This is a genomic window from Soehngenia saccharolytica DSM 12858, from assembly GCF_059568515.1.
Map to the genome: position 1 here is coordinate 1 of NZ_JCANTN010000021.1, position 16523 is coordinate 16523.

Annotated in this window: 15 protein-coding genes; 14 read left to right on the top strand and 1 reads right to left on the bottom strand. The window is 33.1% G+C overall.

Translation table 11 applies throughout. From position 1 onward, the window contains the following. A partial coding sequence (locus BO51_RS06765) for a helix-turn-helix domain-containing protein (RefSeq protein WP_496485186.1) occupies positions 1-262 on the bottom strand: 262 nt, incomplete at its 3' end. 160 nt (positions 263-422) lie between these two features. On the opposite strand from BO51_RS06765, the gene murB reads away from it, so the two are divergent. The 14 genes from murB to BO51_RS06835 all read left to right on the top strand — a co-directional run bounded on the left by murB (position 423) and on the right by BO51_RS06835 (position 16512). Then, complete coding sequence (gene murB / locus BO51_RS06770; protein WP_496485188.1) at positions 423-1331, top strand: UDP-N-acetylmuramate dehydrogenase; 909 nt, start codon at positions 423-425, stop codon at positions 1329-1331. Beyond that, positions 1331-2089: a PHP domain-containing protein gene (locus BO51_RS06775; RefSeq protein WP_496485190.1), complete on the top strand. Its 759-nt coding sequence runs from the start codon at positions 1331-1333 to the stop codon at positions 2087-2089. Before murB ends, BO51_RS06775 begins: the two co-directional genes overlap by 1 nt. A gap of 11 nt (positions 2090-2100) precedes the next feature. Then, positions 2101-2952, top strand: a complete 852-nt coding sequence (gene rapZ / locus BO51_RS06780) for an RNase adapter RapZ (RefSeq protein ID WP_496485192.1) — start codon at positions 2101-2103, stop codon at positions 2950-2952. Between the two features lie 13 nt (positions 2953-2965). Further along, positions 2966-3946, top strand: a complete 981-nt coding sequence (locus BO51_RS06785) for a gluconeogenesis factor YvcK family protein (protein WP_496485194.1) — start codon at positions 2966-2968, stop codon at positions 3944-3946. Between the two features lie 86 nt (positions 3947-4032). Continuing rightward, complete coding sequence (locus tag BO51_RS06790; RefSeq protein WP_496485196.1) at positions 4033-4443, top strand: NUDIX hydrolase; 411 nt, start codon at positions 4033-4035, stop codon at positions 4441-4443. 4 nt (positions 4444-4447) lie between these two features. Beyond that, entirely contained in the window at positions 4448-5395 is a 948-nt protein-coding gene (gene whiA / locus BO51_RS06795; RefSeq protein ID WP_496485198.1) for a DNA-binding protein WhiA, read from the top strand. A 4-nt stretch (positions 5396-5399) separates the two neighbouring features. Next, positions 5400-5666 carry an HPr family phosphocarrier protein gene (locus BO51_RS06800; protein WP_496485200.1) on the top strand — a complete coding sequence of 89 codons (267 nt, stop codon included), beginning with the start codon at positions 5400-5402 and terminating at the stop codon, positions 5664-5666. Positions 5667-5670: 4 nt separating this feature from the next. Then, entirely contained in the window at positions 5671-6069 is a 399-nt protein-coding gene (locus BO51_RS06805; RefSeq protein WP_496485202.1) for a GrdX family protein, read from the top strand. A 6-nt stretch (positions 6070-6075) separates the two neighbouring features. Continuing rightward, positions 6076-9549 (top strand): DNA polymerase III subunit alpha, encoded by a 3474-nt coding sequence (locus BO51_RS06810; RefSeq protein ID WP_496485204.1) that lies wholly within the window; start codon positions 6076-6078, stop codon positions 9547-9549. Positions 9550-9583: 34 nt separating this feature from the next. Beyond that, positions 9584-10543 (top strand): 6-phosphofructokinase, encoded by a 960-nt coding sequence (gene pfkA / locus BO51_RS06815; RefSeq protein ID WP_496485205.1) that lies wholly within the window; start codon positions 9584-9586, stop codon positions 10541-10543. Positions 10544-10554: 11 nt separating this feature from the next. Then, positions 10555-12309 carry a pyruvate kinase gene (gene pyk, locus BO51_RS06820; RefSeq protein ID WP_496485207.1) on the top strand — a complete coding sequence of 585 codons (1755 nt, stop codon included), beginning with the start codon at positions 10555-10557 and terminating at the stop codon, positions 12307-12309. Between the two features lie 186 nt (positions 12310-12495). Then, a complete protein-coding gene (locus BO51_RS06825; RefSeq protein ID WP_496485209.1) occupies positions 12496-14163 on the top strand; it encodes a phosphoenolpyruvate carboxykinase (ATP) in 1668 nt (555 codons plus the stop codon). A 96-nt stretch (positions 14164-14259) separates the two neighbouring features. Beyond that, positions 14260-15108 (top strand): CvfB family protein, encoded by an 849-nt coding sequence (locus BO51_RS06830; protein WP_496485211.1) that lies wholly within the window; start codon positions 14260-14262, stop codon positions 15106-15108. A gap of 78 nt (positions 15109-15186) precedes the next feature. After that, a complete protein-coding gene (locus BO51_RS06835; RefSeq protein WP_496485213.1) occupies positions 15187-16512 on the top strand; it encodes a hypothetical protein in 1326 nt (441 codons plus the stop codon). Positions 16513-16523 lie beyond the last annotated feature (11 nt).

Sequence of the window (16523 nt, forward strand, 5' to 3'; positions counted from 1 at the left end):
AATGACTAAAATTAGCTTCTTCATATTTTGTTTTTTTAAGTTCAACAATTAAAGATTTAATATCATCCGCAATAGCATGCTTAGGCTTTCTACCTCGATTTTTGTGTATAATGAACGCAGGTCCTTGTTCTACAACTCCTTTCTTTAACCTTAATACTTGGCGTTCACTTAGGTTTAAAAGTTCAGCAGCTTCACGAATAGTTAATACTCCATCAATAGTTTGGTTAATAACCCTAAGTCTTGTTATTTCCTTTTGGGTCATATTAAAAATCTCCTCTCTCATACTGACATTTTATCAGATTAAATTTAATATGACATTATCATAGAATATTTATATTTTTAACTTGATTTAATTAATAAATAAATATAAATATGTTATAATACTAAAGATATATATTATAAAAATCATAAGGTGGAGAAATATGATAGACTATATGAATTTATTTAGCAATTATTCTTTTTCTGACATAAGGTATAACGAGTTGATGAAAAATCATACCTCTTTTAAAATTGGTGGGCCTGCGGATGTATTTATCATACCAAGTTCTATTGATGAACTAATAAATGCAATTAAAATTGCAAGGCAAGAGGAAATCCCATACTTTATAATGGGAAATGGCACCAATTTATTAGTTAAAGATGGTGGAATAAGAGGAGTTGTGATTAAAGTAAATAGCAGCATAGATAAGTTAATGGTTGAAGGCGAGAAAATAAGAGCTCAGGCGGGAGCTCTATTGTCTAGCATATCAAAATTTGCATTAGAAAACAGCCTCACTGGTATAGAATTTGCCTCTGGAATTCCAGGGACTGTGGGTGGCGCAGTTATGATGAACGCAGGAGCTTACAATGGAGAGATAAAAGACATTGTTTCAAAGGTGACGGCTTTGACTAGAGACAATGAGATAGTCACATATACAAATGAAGAAATGAATTTTGGATATCGAAAAAGTAGAGTCATTGAAGAAGAATTAGTTGTATTGGAAGTTGAGTTTTCTCTAAGAAAAGGAGATTATGAAGAAATTTCTAATAAGATGCAAGAATTAAAAGATAAGAGAACATCGAAACAACCATTGGAATTGCCTAGTGCTGGTAGCACTTTTAAAAGGCCAGAAGGCCATTTTGCTGGTCAACTCATAGATGAAGCAGGGTTAAGAGGTTTACGATATAAAGATGCTCAAGTTTCTCAAAAACACTGTGGATTTATAGTGAATTTGGGGAATGCAACTTATAAGGACATATCAACGCTCATTAAGATAGTACAAAAAACTGTCAAAGATGTGCATGGAGTAGACTTAGAGCTGGAAATTAAAGTTGTTGGAGAAGACTTATAATGGAAATAATAGGTGATTTTCATACTCACACAATATATAGCAGTGGTTTTTTAATAAAAGGAATGCATGCAAAATCAACAATAGAGGAGAACGTGAAGTCTGCTTATGAAAAGGGACTCCGAACAATTGTAATCAGCGAACATGGGCCGTCTCATTATCTATATGGAGTGAGAAAGAAAAATCTCAAACAAATAAGAGATGAAGTAAATAGGTTAAATGAAATTTATTCAAAAAAAGGGTTAACTGTACTCATGGGATTAGAATCAAATATAATTGGATTAAAAGGGCAAATAGATGTAGATGAAAACATTATTGATATGCTAGATATTTTATTAATGGGTTTTCACTATGGGTCAACCCCAAAGAGTATTGGAGAGGGCGTGAATTTGTATTTTAAGAACCAAATATCCAAGATATCAGGATATAAGCTCGATGAAATTACAGATATGATAACACAATCTTACATCAGTGCAATTAGAAATTATCCTGTTGATATAATTACTCATCCAGGCGCTAAAGTGAAGTTGGACATTCTAAAATTAGCTAAAGAAGCTGAGAAAAGAGATGTTGCATTGGAGATAAATTCAAGGCATGGGAATCTAAATTTAGAAGACTTAAAGCTTTTAAGAGATACAAATGTTAAATTTTATATTAACAGTGATGCTCACAAAGCTGAAGAGGTCGGAGATTTTAAACTTGGGATGGAAACATTTTTGTCTTCAGGATTGAATAAAAAAAGAGTAATTAATGCTATATAGAGGTGAGATATATGGAAATAGTAGTAATAACAGGTATGTCAGGCGCAGGAAAATCGCAAGCTATGAAAGTTATGGAAGATATGGGATATTACTGTATGGACAATTTACCTCCACAATTACTATCAAAATTTGCTGAGCTGACATATAAATCTACAAAACACATCGACAAAGCATGTGTAGTTGTAGATATAAGAGGTGGAGAATTCTTCAAAAGTCTTTACGAAGAATTAGAAAAACTTTCAAATATGAAAATAGATTACAAAGTTGTATTTTTAGATGCTTCAGATGAGGTTTTAATCAAGAGGTTTAAAGAGCTGAGGAGACCACACCCTCTTAATTCGCAAGGCAGCATTATTGATGGAATCAGAGAGGAAAGGGAAGCATTAAAGGATATAAAATCAAAGGCAGATTATATAATCGATACATCTAATCTTAACTTAGGAATGCTAAAAGCAGAGATGACTAAGATATTTCTAAAGGGAGAAAAACGTGAGAAAATAACTTTAGTAATAGCATCTTTTGGATTTAAGAACGGCATATTGCTCGATGCTGACATGGTATTTGATGTGAGATTTATACCTAATCCTTATTATATTCCAGAGTTGAAAGAGCACTCTGGAAATGAGAAGATGGTTAGAGATTATGTGTTCAAATGGCCACAGACAAATATATTCTTATTGAAAACAATAGATTTAATAGAATTCTTAATTCCATATTATATAGATGAAGGGAAAAGCCAACTTGTGATAGGAATAGGTTGTACAGGAGGGAAGCATCGTTCAGTCTCTATAGCTGAAGAATTAGCAAATGAATTATCAGAAAGAGGGCATAGTACTATGCTTTATCACAGGGATTTAAAATAGAGGGGCAAGGATTATGGGGAAAAGCATTAATCAAAATGATAAAAATATAGTTGCGATAGGTGGAGGCACAGGATTGTCTGTGCTTTTAAGAGGCCTTAAAGAGAAAACACAAAATATAACTGCAATTGTAACAGTAGCTGATGATGGTGGCGGGAGCGGACGCCTTAGGGAGGACTTAGGCATGTTGCCTCCAGGAGATATAAGGTCTTGCTTAGTTGCTTTAGCTAACACAGAGCCTACTATGGAAAAACTGTTGCAGTACAGGTTTAAAGAAGGTAGTTTAAAAGGGCAGAATTTTGGCAACCTATTTCTCGCAGCAATGAATGAAATTCATGGGAGTTTTGAAAAAGCTGTTGAAGAAACTAGCAATGTTTTAAAAATTACTGGCAAAGTTTTACCTGTGACTTTAGATAATATTACATTGATTGCTGAATTAGAAGATGGGTCTATAATCGAAGGGGAGTCTAAAATACCCTTGCTTTCAATTAAAAAGAAAAGCAAAATTAAAAGAATTAGAACAAATCCTGAGATATCATATCCTCTAAAAGACGCTATTGATGCAATTTTAAGTGCAGATATAATTATCTTGGGTCCAGGAAGTTTATACACTTCAATCATACCTAATTTACTTGTAAAAGATATGGTGGATATAATAAATAATTCAAAAGCCAAGGTAGTATATGTATGCAATGTAATGACGCAACCAGGCGAAACGGATGATTTTGGAGTAAAAGACCATGTGGAAGCCATTCTGAATCATAGCATTAATGGATTCATTGACTACTGTATTGTAAATAACGAGGAAATTCCACCAAATATATTATCAAAATACATAGGCGATAAAGCAAGACCTATTTATCCCAAAGATGCAGATATTGCCTATCTTGAAGAAATAGGAATAAAAGTAATAGCAGATGATTTCATAAACATCAAGGATGACCTAATAAGGCATAACGCAAAAAAGCTATCAGAAACAATAATTGGCTTAATATAACATTGCCTTAAACTAAACATTTTTACAATTTGATGACCTTTTAGTGTATAATTAAAGTATTAAATGTCTAGATTTGAGGTGAATTTATGTATGAAGTAAGTAGTGGAGGAATCGTTTTTTTTGGAAATAGTATATTGTTATTAAAAAAATACAATGGAGATTTGGTTCTTCCAAAGGGAAGAATAGAAATAGGAGAAACTAAAGAAGAGGCTGCTTTACGAGAAGTACTCGAAGAGGCAGGGGTTAAAGGCGAGATCATAGCTTATATAGGACAGGCGCAATATGAATTCAGAAATTTAAGGCACAATGAGCAGGTTCATAAAACTGTACACTGGTTTCTGATGAAAGCAAACAATACCCATTGTCAGCCACAAAGGGAAGAAGGCTTTATTGATGCGAATTTTGTCCACATGGATAAAGCAGTAAAAATAGTTAAATACGAAGATGAGTTAAAGGTCATTCAAAAGAGTATTGAATATATGAGAAACATGGGGTGATGCAATGTCATTTTCATCAGATGTTAAAAATGAGATTTCACATCTACCGATAGAAAACGACTGTTGCGCTTTATCAGAGTTAGCATCGTTAATAAGGATGAGTGGATCAATAAAAATTAGTGGGCATCATAATCTAAGTATTATTTTCTCTACTGAAAACGCTGCTATAGCAAGGAGAATATTTTCAGTGTTAAAGGGGATTTACAATGTAGATGTTGAAGTCTCCGTAAGAAAGAATAAACAGCTAAAAAAGAACAATAACTACTTAGTAGCAGTGAACAATTCTAAAGTTGTTACAGATATTTTAATAGACACTGGATTTATAGACACAGAAGAGTACAATATATTTAAACCAAATTATGGAATTCCTAAGAATATAGCTGAGAAGAGATGTTGCAAAAGGAGTTATATTAGAGGAGCTTTTTTAGGTGGAGGATCAATGAGCAATCCTGAAAAGACTTATCATCTAGAATTTGTAAATACAGAGTATTTACATGCAAAAGATTTACAGAAATTGATAAATTCCTTTGGCTTGAACTCTAAAATCATTAAAAGAAAAGAAGCTTTTATTGTTTATCTAAAAGAAGCCGAGAAAATATCCGATATTTTAAATATTATTGGAGCACATCAAGCTCTTTTGAAATTCGAAGAAATCAGAGTGCTAAAAGATGTCAGAAATAATATTAATAGAATAGTAAATTGCGAAACAGCAAATTTAGAAAAAACTGTAGAAGCGTCTATGAGGCAAGTTGAAGCAATCAATATTATTAAAGAAAAAAAAGGATTAAACTATTTACCTGAGCAACTAAGGGAGATAGCTGAAATTAGATTAGCTCACCCAGATGCCACTCTAAAGGAAATAGGGGAAAAACTAAACCCACCTATTGGCAAATCCGGAGTAAATCATAGATTTAAAAAAATTCAGGGAATAGCAGATGAACTTAAGGGGTGATTTTGTGATAAAAAAAGATTTAATTCTTATTAACGATGAAGGATTGCAATTAAGGCCAGCTGCAATATTTGTAAAAATAGCCAATAAATTTGAAAGTGAACTTGAAGTAGAGACTATGAACAAGAGAGTAAATGGTAAAAGCATAATAGGCATAATGTCATTAGGAGCTTTTAAAGGTGAAAAAATAACTCTAGTAGCTAAAGGAAAAGATGAAAATGAATTGATTGATAAATTAACCACAGCAATTGAAAGTGGATTCAGAGAGGTTTGATAATATGGAATTAATTGTTATTACAAATAATCCAAAAGTATACGACAAATACAAAGACATTTTAAATGTTGAATATTTGGAGAACAAGAGCCATTTTGACGTTTTGAAATTCACTAGAGATAAAATACACATGGGGCATAAACTTCTATCTCACCCAATATCAGGAAGCGTAAAGCCAAATGAAACACCATACAAGAGCATATTGATTTCTGAGAATAAAGGGAAAATAGATATGAATGGACTTAACATAATCGAAAACAGCATTTCTACATATGAAAAATTTGAAAAGATAAGCAAAGTACCAAATTGGAATGATGAAGTTTTGGATGATTTTATGGTAGTAGACTTATCATTAATAGAGAACACTATAGACAATATAGAATTCATTGAGATAATTGATTAAGGTGGTATGATGGATAAAGTTAAGTTTACACATTTACACGTGCATACAGAATACAGCCTCCTTGATGGAAGCATTCGAGTAAAAGAATTAGTTTCCAAAGCAAAAGAATTAGGTATGGAATCTGTAGCTATTACTGATCATGGCGCTATGTTTGGCGCTGTAAATTTTTATAAGGAAGCAAAAAAAAACAACATAAAACCCATTATTGGAGCAGAAGTATATGTAGCCAATGGCAAGTACACTGATAAAAATGCAAAGGACAAAAAGCCTTATCATTTGATACTCTTAGCTGAAACTAATAACGGATATAAAAACCTAATGAAAATTGTTTCAGAAGCTTATATAAATGGATTTTATTATAAACCTAGAGTTGACTATGAAATTCTAGAAAGATACCACGATGGCATAATCGCTCTATCAGCATGCTTAGGAGGAGAAGTGCAGAGCCTATTACTAGAAGGCAATTTCGACAAAGCTAAAGAAGCAATAATAAAACACAAGAGTATATTTGGAGAGAACAACTTTTTCTTAGAACTTCAATATCACGGATTAAAAGAGCAACTAGATGTGAATAAGAAACTTAGAGAATTCAGCAAACTATTAAATGTACCTTTAGTAGCTACAAATGATGTACACTATTTAGAAAAAAAAGATGCTCATGTCCACGATGTTTTATTATGCATTCAAACAGGAAAAACTGTTTCCGATGTCGATAGGATGAAGTTTCCCTCAGAAGAGTTTTACTTTAAATCTGCTAAGGAAATGATAAATCTATTTGAAGATGATCTAGAAGCTATAGAAAATACAAATATAATCGCCGATAGGTGCAATGTGGAATTGGATTTCGGCACATTGCATTTGCCTAAATATGAAGTGCCAGAAGGGTACACCAATGAATCGTATTTAAGAGAACTAAGTGAAAAAGGGTTAAAAGAAAGGTATAAGACAATAACTGAAGAGATTAAGAACCGTTTTGACTATGAATTCAGCGTAATTACACAAATGGGGTATGTTGACTATTTTCTTATAGTCTGGGATTTTATTAAATTTGCAAAAGACAATAAAATAATGGTAGGACCTGGTAGGGGTTCAGCGGCAGGGAGCATAGTTTCCTACTCTTTAGGTATAATTGATATAGATCCACTTGAATATGGACTTATATTCGAGCGATTTTTAAATCCAGAAAGAATTACAATGCCGGATATTGATATTGACTTTTGCTATGAAAGACGTGAGGAAGTAATTGAATATGTCATAAAAAAATATGGAGCTGATAAAGTTGCTCAGATAGTCACATTTGGAACTATGGCAGCAAGAGGTGCGATAAGAGATGTTGGACGAGCAATAGACATGCCTTATAGTGAAGTCGATTACATAGCTAAACAGATTCCAAATGAATTGGGCATAACAATAAAAAGGGCTTTAGAAATCAATAAAAACTTAAAAAAGGAGTATGACAACAACATACAGGTTAGAGAGCTGATTGACTTAGCAATGGCAGTAGAAGGATTGCCTAGACATACATCAACTCACGCAGCTGGAGTTGTGATATCTAAAGAACCTATCACTGAATATGCTCCTTTAGTCAGAAACAATGAATCAATAGCAACACAGTTTACAATGACTGAACTAGAAGAATTAGGGCTTTTAAAAATGGATTTTTTGGGTTTAAGAACGCTAACAGTGATAAGAGATGCAATAGAGCTTATTAAGCAAAATCACGGTGTGGATATAGATATATCTCGTATTGACTTCAACGATAAAAGAGTATTGGATATGTTTGCAAATGCTGAAACTTTGGGTATATTTCAATTTGAAAGTCCAGGTATGAGAGCATTTTTAAAAGAACTGAAAGCAAATGTATTTGAAGATTTAATAGCCGCAAATTCTCTTTTCAGACCAGGCCCAATGAGTCAAATCCCAACCTTTATTGCTTGTAAACACGATCCATCATTAATTCAATACATTCACCCAAGCTTAGAATCTATATTAAATGTAACCTATGGATGCATAGTTTACCAAGAGCAAGTAATGGAGATTGTTAGAAAGCTTGGAGGATATTCTTTCGGAAGGGCTGATTTAGTAAGAAGAGCCATGGGAAAGAAGAAAATGGATGTAATGGAAAAAGAAAGGCAAAATTTTATATATGGACAAACAGACGAGAATGGAAATATAATTGTTAAGGGAGCAATCAGAAATGGTATCGATGAAAAGACAGCATCAAAGATATTTGATTTGATGGTTGACTTTGCCAATTATGCTTTTAATAAATCTCATTCTGCTGCTTATGCAGTAATTGCATATAGAACAGCATGGCTAAAAACATATTATCCTGTTGAGTACATGGCAGCTCTCATATCGTCTGTCATGAATAACACCTCTCAAGTTAGTCTGTATATAGAAGAGTGTAAAAGACTAGGTATAGAAATTAAGCCACCAGATATAAACTATTCTTATGGGAAATTCTCGGTAGAAGGCAATTCTATAAGATATGGGCTTTCAGCTGTCAAAAATGTTGGAGAAAACATCATTGAGGCTATTGTAAAAGCAAGGGAGGAAGGCAAATTTCAAAGTTTAACTGACTTCATTGAAAGAATTTACAAAAAAGATAAGACATCTGTGAATAAAAGAGCTGTGGAAAGCCTTATAAAAGCAGGAGCTTTGAAGTCCCTAGGCGGCAATAGAGCACAATATCTTGCAATATTTGAAAAAACAATAGATGGTATAAGTAATGACATAAAGAAAAATATTGATGGCCAATTTTCATTATTTGAAGCTACCAACGCAAGTTATGACGACGAGCTTCCACAATTAGCAGAGTTTCCAACTAATATATTGCTTCAAATGGAAAAAGAAATGTTGGGTATCTATATATCAGGACATCCATTGCAACCTTATGAAAGAGAAATCAAATTGTTATCAAACCTAAAAACAGCTGATATAATGACAGAAGATTTTGATGATGTAATAAAAAATAACGAGATTAGAGATGGAAAACAAGTATGTATAATTGGGCTAATTACAGACAAAAAAAACAAGGTAACAAAGAATAACAACATGATGGCATTTTTCACGTTGGAAGATTTGTATAGTTCGATAGAATGTATAGTCTTTCCTACTGTTTTTGAGAAGTATTTCAATGAGATTTTTGAGGATAATATTGTTCTTGTTGAAGGAAAGCTTTCAATTTCAGAGGTTGAAGATCCAAAGATAATTGTAGATAAAATTTCACCAGTAAAAAAAATGAATTATGATAAAGTTTACTTGAAAATTGACGATATAGAAAAAAAGGATATATTAGAGAAAGTAAAGGAAATATTACATTTATATCCTGGTAATATTCCTGTTTATATTTACTTTACCAGCAACAAAAAAACTATTATAGCAGATAGGAGTTTATGGATTGATGGCAATTCAACTGAGGCATTCGAAAAATTAAAAGAACTTATAGGCAATGACAATGTAAAAATTAAATATTAATTTTAAACAATAAATTTATTTATAGGAGGCAATTATGAAAACAATAGGTGTACTAACAAGTGGTGGAGATGCTCCAGGAATGAACGCAGCGATAAGAGCTGTGGTAAGGACTGGACTTAATAATGATTTGAGAATATTGGGAATTCAAAGAGGATATGATGGATTAATTAATGGTGCCCTAGATGATATGGACAGTGAATCAGTTGCAGATATTATTCATAGAGGTGGAACAGTATTAAGAACTGCAAGAAGTGAAGATTTTATGACACCAGAAGGCTTTAAGAAAGCTCTAAATGTGATTGATGTTTACAATATGGATGGATTGATTGTACTTGGAGGGGATGGGACTTTCAGAGGAGCTCAGAAACTTGCAAACGCTGGAATACCAACAATTGGCATACCTTGCACTATTGATAATGATTTGCCATACACAGATTATACAATAGGTTTTATGACAGCAGTAGAGACTGTAATCGAAGCCATTGGCAAATTAAGAGACACTTCTTCATCTCACGGAAGGGCAAATGTCGTAGAGGTTATGGGGAGAAACTGTGGAGATATAGCACTCTATGCTGGACTTGCCGGTGGAGCAGAGAGCATAATCATACCAGAAATAGGGTATGATGAAGATGCTATATGTAGAAAAGTATTAACAGGTAAGAACATGGGAAAATTACATCATATAATTGTGTTAGCAGAAGGTGTAGGAAACTCATTTGAATTAGCTGAAGCAATAGAAGAGAAAACTGGAGTGGAAACAAAAGTTACAGTATTAGGCCATGTTCAAAGAGGTGGATCTCCTAGTGCATTTGATAGAATCTTAGCAAGTCAAATGGGTAAAAAAAGTGTAGAACTGTTGCTACAAAATAAGTCAGGAAGAGTTTTGGGCACTAAATGCAATGAAATTATAGACCTGGATATTGACGAAGCACTTAATATGAAAAGGAAGCTTAATAGAGAAATGTATGACACAGCAAATATTCTATCCCGATAAGGAGGGGTTTTATGAAAAGAACCAAGATCGTCGCTACTATTGGACCTGCATCCGAATCTGAAGCAGTTATGAGAAAACTTTTCGAATATGGCGTCAATGTATGCAGACTTAATTTTTCACATGGAGACCATGAGGAACATAAAGGAAGAATAGATACCATTAAAAAACTAAGGCATGAGATGAATTTGCCCATTGCCATTATGCTTGATACTAAGGGACCAGAAATCAGGTTAGGAAAATTTAAAAAAGAGCAGGTAGAGATTCAGAAAGACCAAGAATTTACTCTTACAACTAGAGAAATTGAAGGAGATGAACACATTGTAAGTGTAAGTTACAAGGGAATGCCTAAAGACGTCTCAGTAGGAGATATTATTCTTATCGATGATGGATTAATAGAATTTAGAGTAGTAGAAATAACTGATACAGATATTATCATGAAAGCTTTAAATAGTGGAGTGCTGAAAGATCATAAAGGAGTAAATATACCTAATGTAAATATAAACCTACCAGCATTGACAGAAAGAGATATAGACGATATCTTATTTGGAATAGAAAATGGAGTAGACTATATTGCAGCTTCGTTTGTAAGAAGAGCATCAGATATTAGTTCAATTAGAAAAGTACTTGAAGATAATGGAGCAGCAAACATAGATATAATTGCAAAGATTGAAAATCAACAAGGGTTAGACAATATAGATGAAATCATAGTTGCTGCTGATGGGATAATGGTTGCAAGAGGGGACTTAGGCGTCGAAGTTCCAACTGAAGAAATACCTCTAATACAAAAGAAATTAATAAGAAAATGTAATATCGCAGGAAAGCCTGTAATTACAGCTACACAGATGCTAGATTCTATGATTAGAAATCCTAGACCTACAAGAGCAGAAGTCACAGATGTTGCAAATGCAATAATCGATGGATCGAGTGCTGTTATGCTATCAGGAGAAACAGCTGCCGGACAGTATCCAATAGAAGCGGTTAAAACAATGTACAACATTGCAGTCACGACGGAAAACGCATTGGATTATGAAGCAATTGCTAAATTAAGAAGTCAGGATAGCGAAATAACGACGACAAATGCAATTAGCAAAGCTACAGTTACAACTGCTCAAGATTTAGGAGCCAAAGCTATAATAACAGCGACTTCATCAGGCTATACTTCAAAAGCCATATCAAAATTCAGGCCAAAAGCGCCGATAATAGCAGTGACTACAAACGAATCAGTACTAAGAAAGTTGTCGTTAGTATGGGGAGTTATTCCTATGCTTACTCGAAAATCGGATTCCACTGATGAGGTAATAGAATTATCCGTAAAGACTGCATTAGATGCTGGATTAGTTAAAGAAGGAGATCTAGTTGTCATTACTGCTGGCATTCCAGTTGGAGTAGCAGGTACGACAAATATGATAAAAGTTCATACCATAGGGAAAGTTCTCTTACAAGGGACAGGGGTAGGAACTAAAGTCGGAACAGGAAGAGTTGTAATTGCTAACACAAAAGAAGAATTGCTTGCAAAATTTGTTGATGGAGATATAATTGTATGCGAAAAATCTTTTGAATCAATGGAAAGCTTTATGAAAAGAGCATCTGCAATAGTCTGTGAAGAGGAAGGACTTTCTTCCCATGCGGCAGTTATGGGCCTTAATTTAAATATCGCTACAATAGTTGGAGCTAAAAATGCCACTAAATTGCTTAAAGATGATGATATAATAACTGTTGAGAGCGCCACAGGTCAGATATACAAGGGACAAGCAAAGATATTATAAATATATAAAAATAAGGCTGCAAGAAATATTGCTATATGGCAATTTCTCTTGCAGTTTTATTTTTTTATGAAACAATAGGTAAAATTCAAAATTAACTAAAATTATAGATTTTTTTATTTAATAAACTTGTTTAATCATTAACCTGTGCTATAATTTAATTAACAAGGATATGAATGGAGGGAAAGTATGTCTACGATATCAAATTTCAAACTAGAGAATATCACAAAAAACAACAAGATTTTCAACTCGCTTAGAACAACTTTGGAAACTGCTTTTTACGGAAACAATGTGGAAAACGTTACTTCGGTTAGCGAAGCTTATAAACTAGCTTACAATTCTCCTGGGACAATTGTTACGGATATGCCAGTCTATAAACCTGAATTAATAGGCTTACCAGAAGATGCAAGAGTCTTGCTTTTTAACGATGGTGCTGTCACAGGTAGATTTGCAGGGGCAAGAGTCATTATTGGAGAACCAAATGTTTCACTTGATGAATATTCAACTATTGCAAGAGAAGCAGTATATCAAACTAGATATAAAAAAATGTACCATGCTCAAGTAATTATCGGATTAAACCCTGATTTTATGGTGCGAGCACACTTGCTTTTACCAGAGAAATACGAGAACATAATGTATTCATGGCTTTTAAATTTCCAATACATAACACAAGAAATAATGAAAATGTATAAAAACTCCAAAGAATATCCTGAAGGAGATATCTATGTGGTTGCAGACCCTGATTACGTTCCGGAAATACATAAGGATGGGTTAGCTTTATTTGATCCAGAACATAACTGTGCTCTACTGTTGGGTATGAGGTATTTTGGAGAATATAAAAAAGGCACTCTGACATTGGCATGGAGTATAGCAAATAGAAATGGATTCGCTTCTTGCCACGGAGGTATGAAACGATACAATTTTGAAGATGGAAGTAAATATACAGTAGGTGTATTTGGACTTTCTGGCTCAGGAAAATCAACTTTAACCCATGAAAAACATGATGGGAAGTACAATATAACTATACTTCATGACGATGCTTATGTAATTTCAGTAGAAGATGGCTATTCTGTAGCTCTTGAACCTTCATATTTTGATAAAACTCAAGATTATCCAACCACACATCCTGCAAATAAGTTTTTGTTAACTGTCCAAAACTGTGGAGTTACATTAGATGATAACAATAAGAAAGTACTGGTAACAGAAGACATAAGAAATGGAAATGGGAGAGCTGTCAAATCAATTTTATGGGCAGATAATAGAGTGAATAAAATCGATGAACCAGTAGATTCAATTATATGGTTAATGAAAGATGCTACTTTACCTCCAGCATTGAAAATCAACAATCCTGTATTAGCTTCAGTCATGGGTGCGACATTGGCAACGAAGAGAACAACTGCAGAGAGGTTGACGAAAGGCACAGATATGAATGCTCTTGTAATTGAGCCATATGCAAATCCTTTTAGGACATATCCATTAAATGAAGATTATAATAAATTTAAACTTCTATTTGAAAAGAGAAATGTAGAATGCTATATTTTTAATACAGGCTCTTACAAAGACAAGAAGATACCAAAAGAAGTTACTCTAAAGATTCTTGAGCAGATAGTCACAAGAAAGGCAGACTTTAAAAAACTAGGTGGATTTAAAGATATAGAGTATGTAGAAGTAGAGGGCTTTGAAGTGATATTTGATAAAGATTACCTTGATATGTGGCGAGGGTCAATAAATTATAGAAGAGATTTTGTAAAGAAAGTTGAAGTTGAAAAAGAGGGACTTGACAGATTGCCACAAGAAGCATTAGATGAACTGGAAAATTTGGAAGCACAATTAAACTTGATGAAATCACAATTATAAAAACATGCACTGCCATTTTAGGCAGTGCATTTTTTACGTGACAGTATACAATTTTATGATATGATATAGATAATAATAAAGAAAAGTAGGTGTAGTATGTATTATTTAGGGAAAAAGCAGAATTTAAAAATAAAGAGGTTGACGAAGTTTGGAGCATATTTAGGTACTGAAGATGACGATAAAGATGTGTTGCTGCCTATCGCACAAATACCTGAAAACATGAAAGTTGGAGATATCATTGAGGTGTTTGTGTATAAGGATTCAAAAGATAGGCCAATAGCTACTACAAACACTCCAAAAGTCCAAGTAGGCCAGATAGCAAAACTAAAAGTAGTGAGCGAGTCTAAAATAGGATATTTTTTAGACTGGGGTTTAGAGAAAGATCTGTTCATGCCATTTAGTGAGACTTTAGGCAAAATTGAAGTATTTAATGATTACTTAGTAGCAGTTTATATTGATAAAAGTGAGAGAATAGCAGCAACTATGAGGATTAAAGATTATTTAAGTACAGACTCACCATTTAAAGAAAATGACAAAGTAAAAGGCACAGTCTACGGTGTTAATAAGGATATTGGCGTTTTTGTTGCAGTTGAAAACAAATACGATGGACTAATAAATAAGAAAAATGTATATGGCATCTATGAAATTGGAGATGAGATAGAAGTAAGAATTAACAAAATACTTGATGATGGGAAATTAGATCTATCACCGAGAGAAATGGCTTATATACAAATAGAAGAAGATAGTCAGGTCATATTAAAAAAACTTAAAGAAAATAAAGGTTTTTTGGCTCTAAGTGACAAATCCGATCCTGAGCTTATTAGAAAGACATTAGGTATGAGCAAATCTGGTTTTAAAAAAGCAATAGGCAGTTTATATAAAAAAGGCATTATCGAATTAAGCGATAATGGAATAAAGATAATAAACAACACTTTAAACAAATAAATCATTAAAAAAAATTGACAATATTTTAATCTGGGTATATATATAAAAACAAATAGAATTAATCTTGGAGATGATTCTATGAAAACTCATCTAAGGAGAGGTTCGACCCTAGTTTTAGTTATCTTAGTCTTTGCAGTTTTGATGATATTTGCTGCCTTTACATTGAATTTCATGGTGAATGAAAACAAACAAGCTATTTATCACGAAAATGCAACTAAAGCAGAGTATATAGCTATGAATGGGGCTGACGTTGTTGAAGCTGCTTTATTAGAGCATCTAAGAACACTATTTGGACCAAAAGGAACAGGCGTAAAGGATGTAAATGAATATCTAGATTTATTAAAAGAAAACAAACAAGAAGTAATATTTTCACCTGAAATTGAAGGCTTAGAAAAAGTTGAAATATCTTTAACTAAAATCAATGGGATGGATGTTTTGGCTATAGATTCATATGCTAATTTCAATGGGGTCGGCAAAAGTGTCAGAAAAATAATGTGGAGTGAGTATGTAAAGTCTACAAAGGACGAAACTTATTACCAAGGACTTCCTCTTATAGCTAAAAACGAAGCTTATAGAGTTACAAATAATAAGGGTGAATATGTTGATTTAACAGTGAATAATGATGATAAAAAAGGGGAATATGATATATATGCTCAAAAAATGGGAGATAGCTCAGTATTCCCTTTATATGACTTTAATAATGCTCCTCAACCTACATGGAGTGGGGCTATGCAAACTCAAACAACCGAAATTAGTGGAAATATAAATGAGAACAAATTTTACGATGGAAACGTTTTAGTAAAAGGACCATTAACTGTAAAAGAAGGAGTTAATATATCGGTAAGAGGTAATTTAACAATAAAAGCCAACGTAAAAAAATCGCTAAATACTGGCAATGATATCAATTTTTATATATACAATGAAGGTAATCAAGAAACAGCTCTTACTATTGAACCACCTCAAGATGGTGAAGTAAATGCAAATTTTTATGTTAAAAGCGGGAAAACAGAAATAACTCTTAAGAAAGCTACTTTAACAGGAGATATTGTATCAAATGATTCTTTTAGTGGGAGTCTCATCAATGGCTATCCGAATCAAAATGACTACAATGTAAAAATTACAGCGGATGACAGCAGCAAAAAGATAGATTTCGATGGATCTATTAACGCACCAAATGCCTATGTGATTATTGGGGGATCAATAGATCCTAATGATATGAATGCAATAAATCAAAATGGAGTTATTATTGGAAGTTATATAGAAATCGATGGCAAGAATGAAAAAAAGGATTATGATTATCTAGATGAAATTTATAAAAATAGCACAAATGGCATAGAACTTCCAGTAGGAAATCCTACCGAGTTTAATATTCTTAACTTCAAAAGCTATTATATTGATTATTAGGAGTGGTAAAA

Excerpts from the sequence above, each read along its gene's own strand:
- murB (WP_496485188.1), top strand. The coding sequence starts at position 423 with ATGATAGACTATATGAATTTATTTAGCAATTATTCTTTTTCTGACATA.
- BO51_RS06775 (WP_496485190.1), top strand. The coding sequence starts at position 1,331 with ATGGAAATAATAGGTGATTTTCATACTCACACAATATATAGCAGTGGT.
- rapZ (WP_496485192.1), top strand. The coding sequence starts at position 2,101 with ATGGAAATAGTAGTAATAACAGGTATGTCAGGCGCAGGAAAATCGCAA.
- BO51_RS06785 (WP_496485194.1), top strand. The coding sequence starts at position 2,966 with ATGGGGAAAAGCATTAATCAAAATGATAAAAATATAGTTGCGATAGGT.
- BO51_RS06790 (WP_496485196.1), top strand. The coding sequence starts at position 4,033 with ATGTATGAAGTAAGTAGTGGAGGAATCGTTTTTTTTGGAAATAGTATA.
- whiA (WP_496485198.1), top strand. The coding sequence starts at position 4,448 with ATGTCATTTTCATCAGATGTTAAAAATGAGATTTCACATCTACCGATA.
- BO51_RS06805 (WP_496485202.1), top strand. The coding sequence starts at position 5,671 with ATGGAATTAATTGTTATTACAAATAATCCAAAAGTATACGACAAATAC.
- BO51_RS06810 (WP_496485204.1), top strand. The coding sequence starts at position 6,076 with ATGATGGATAAAGTTAAGTTTACACATTTACACGTGCATACAGAATAC.
- pfkA (WP_496485205.1), top strand. The coding sequence starts at position 9,584 with ATGAAAACAATAGGTGTACTAACAAGTGGTGGAGATGCTCCAGGAATG.
- pyk (WP_496485207.1), top strand. The coding sequence starts at position 10,555 with ATGAAAAGAACCAAGATCGTCGCTACTATTGGACCTGCATCCGAATCT.
- BO51_RS06825 (WP_496485209.1), top strand. The coding sequence starts at position 12,496 with ATGTCTACGATATCAAATTTCAAACTAGAGAATATCACAAAAAACAAC.
- BO51_RS06830 (WP_496485211.1), top strand. The coding sequence starts at position 14,260 with ATGTATTATTTAGGGAAAAAGCAGAATTTAAAAATAAAGAGGTTGACG.
- BO51_RS06835 (WP_496485213.1), top strand. The coding sequence starts at position 15,187 with ATGAAAACTCATCTAAGGAGAGGTTCGACCCTAGTTTTAGTTATCTTA.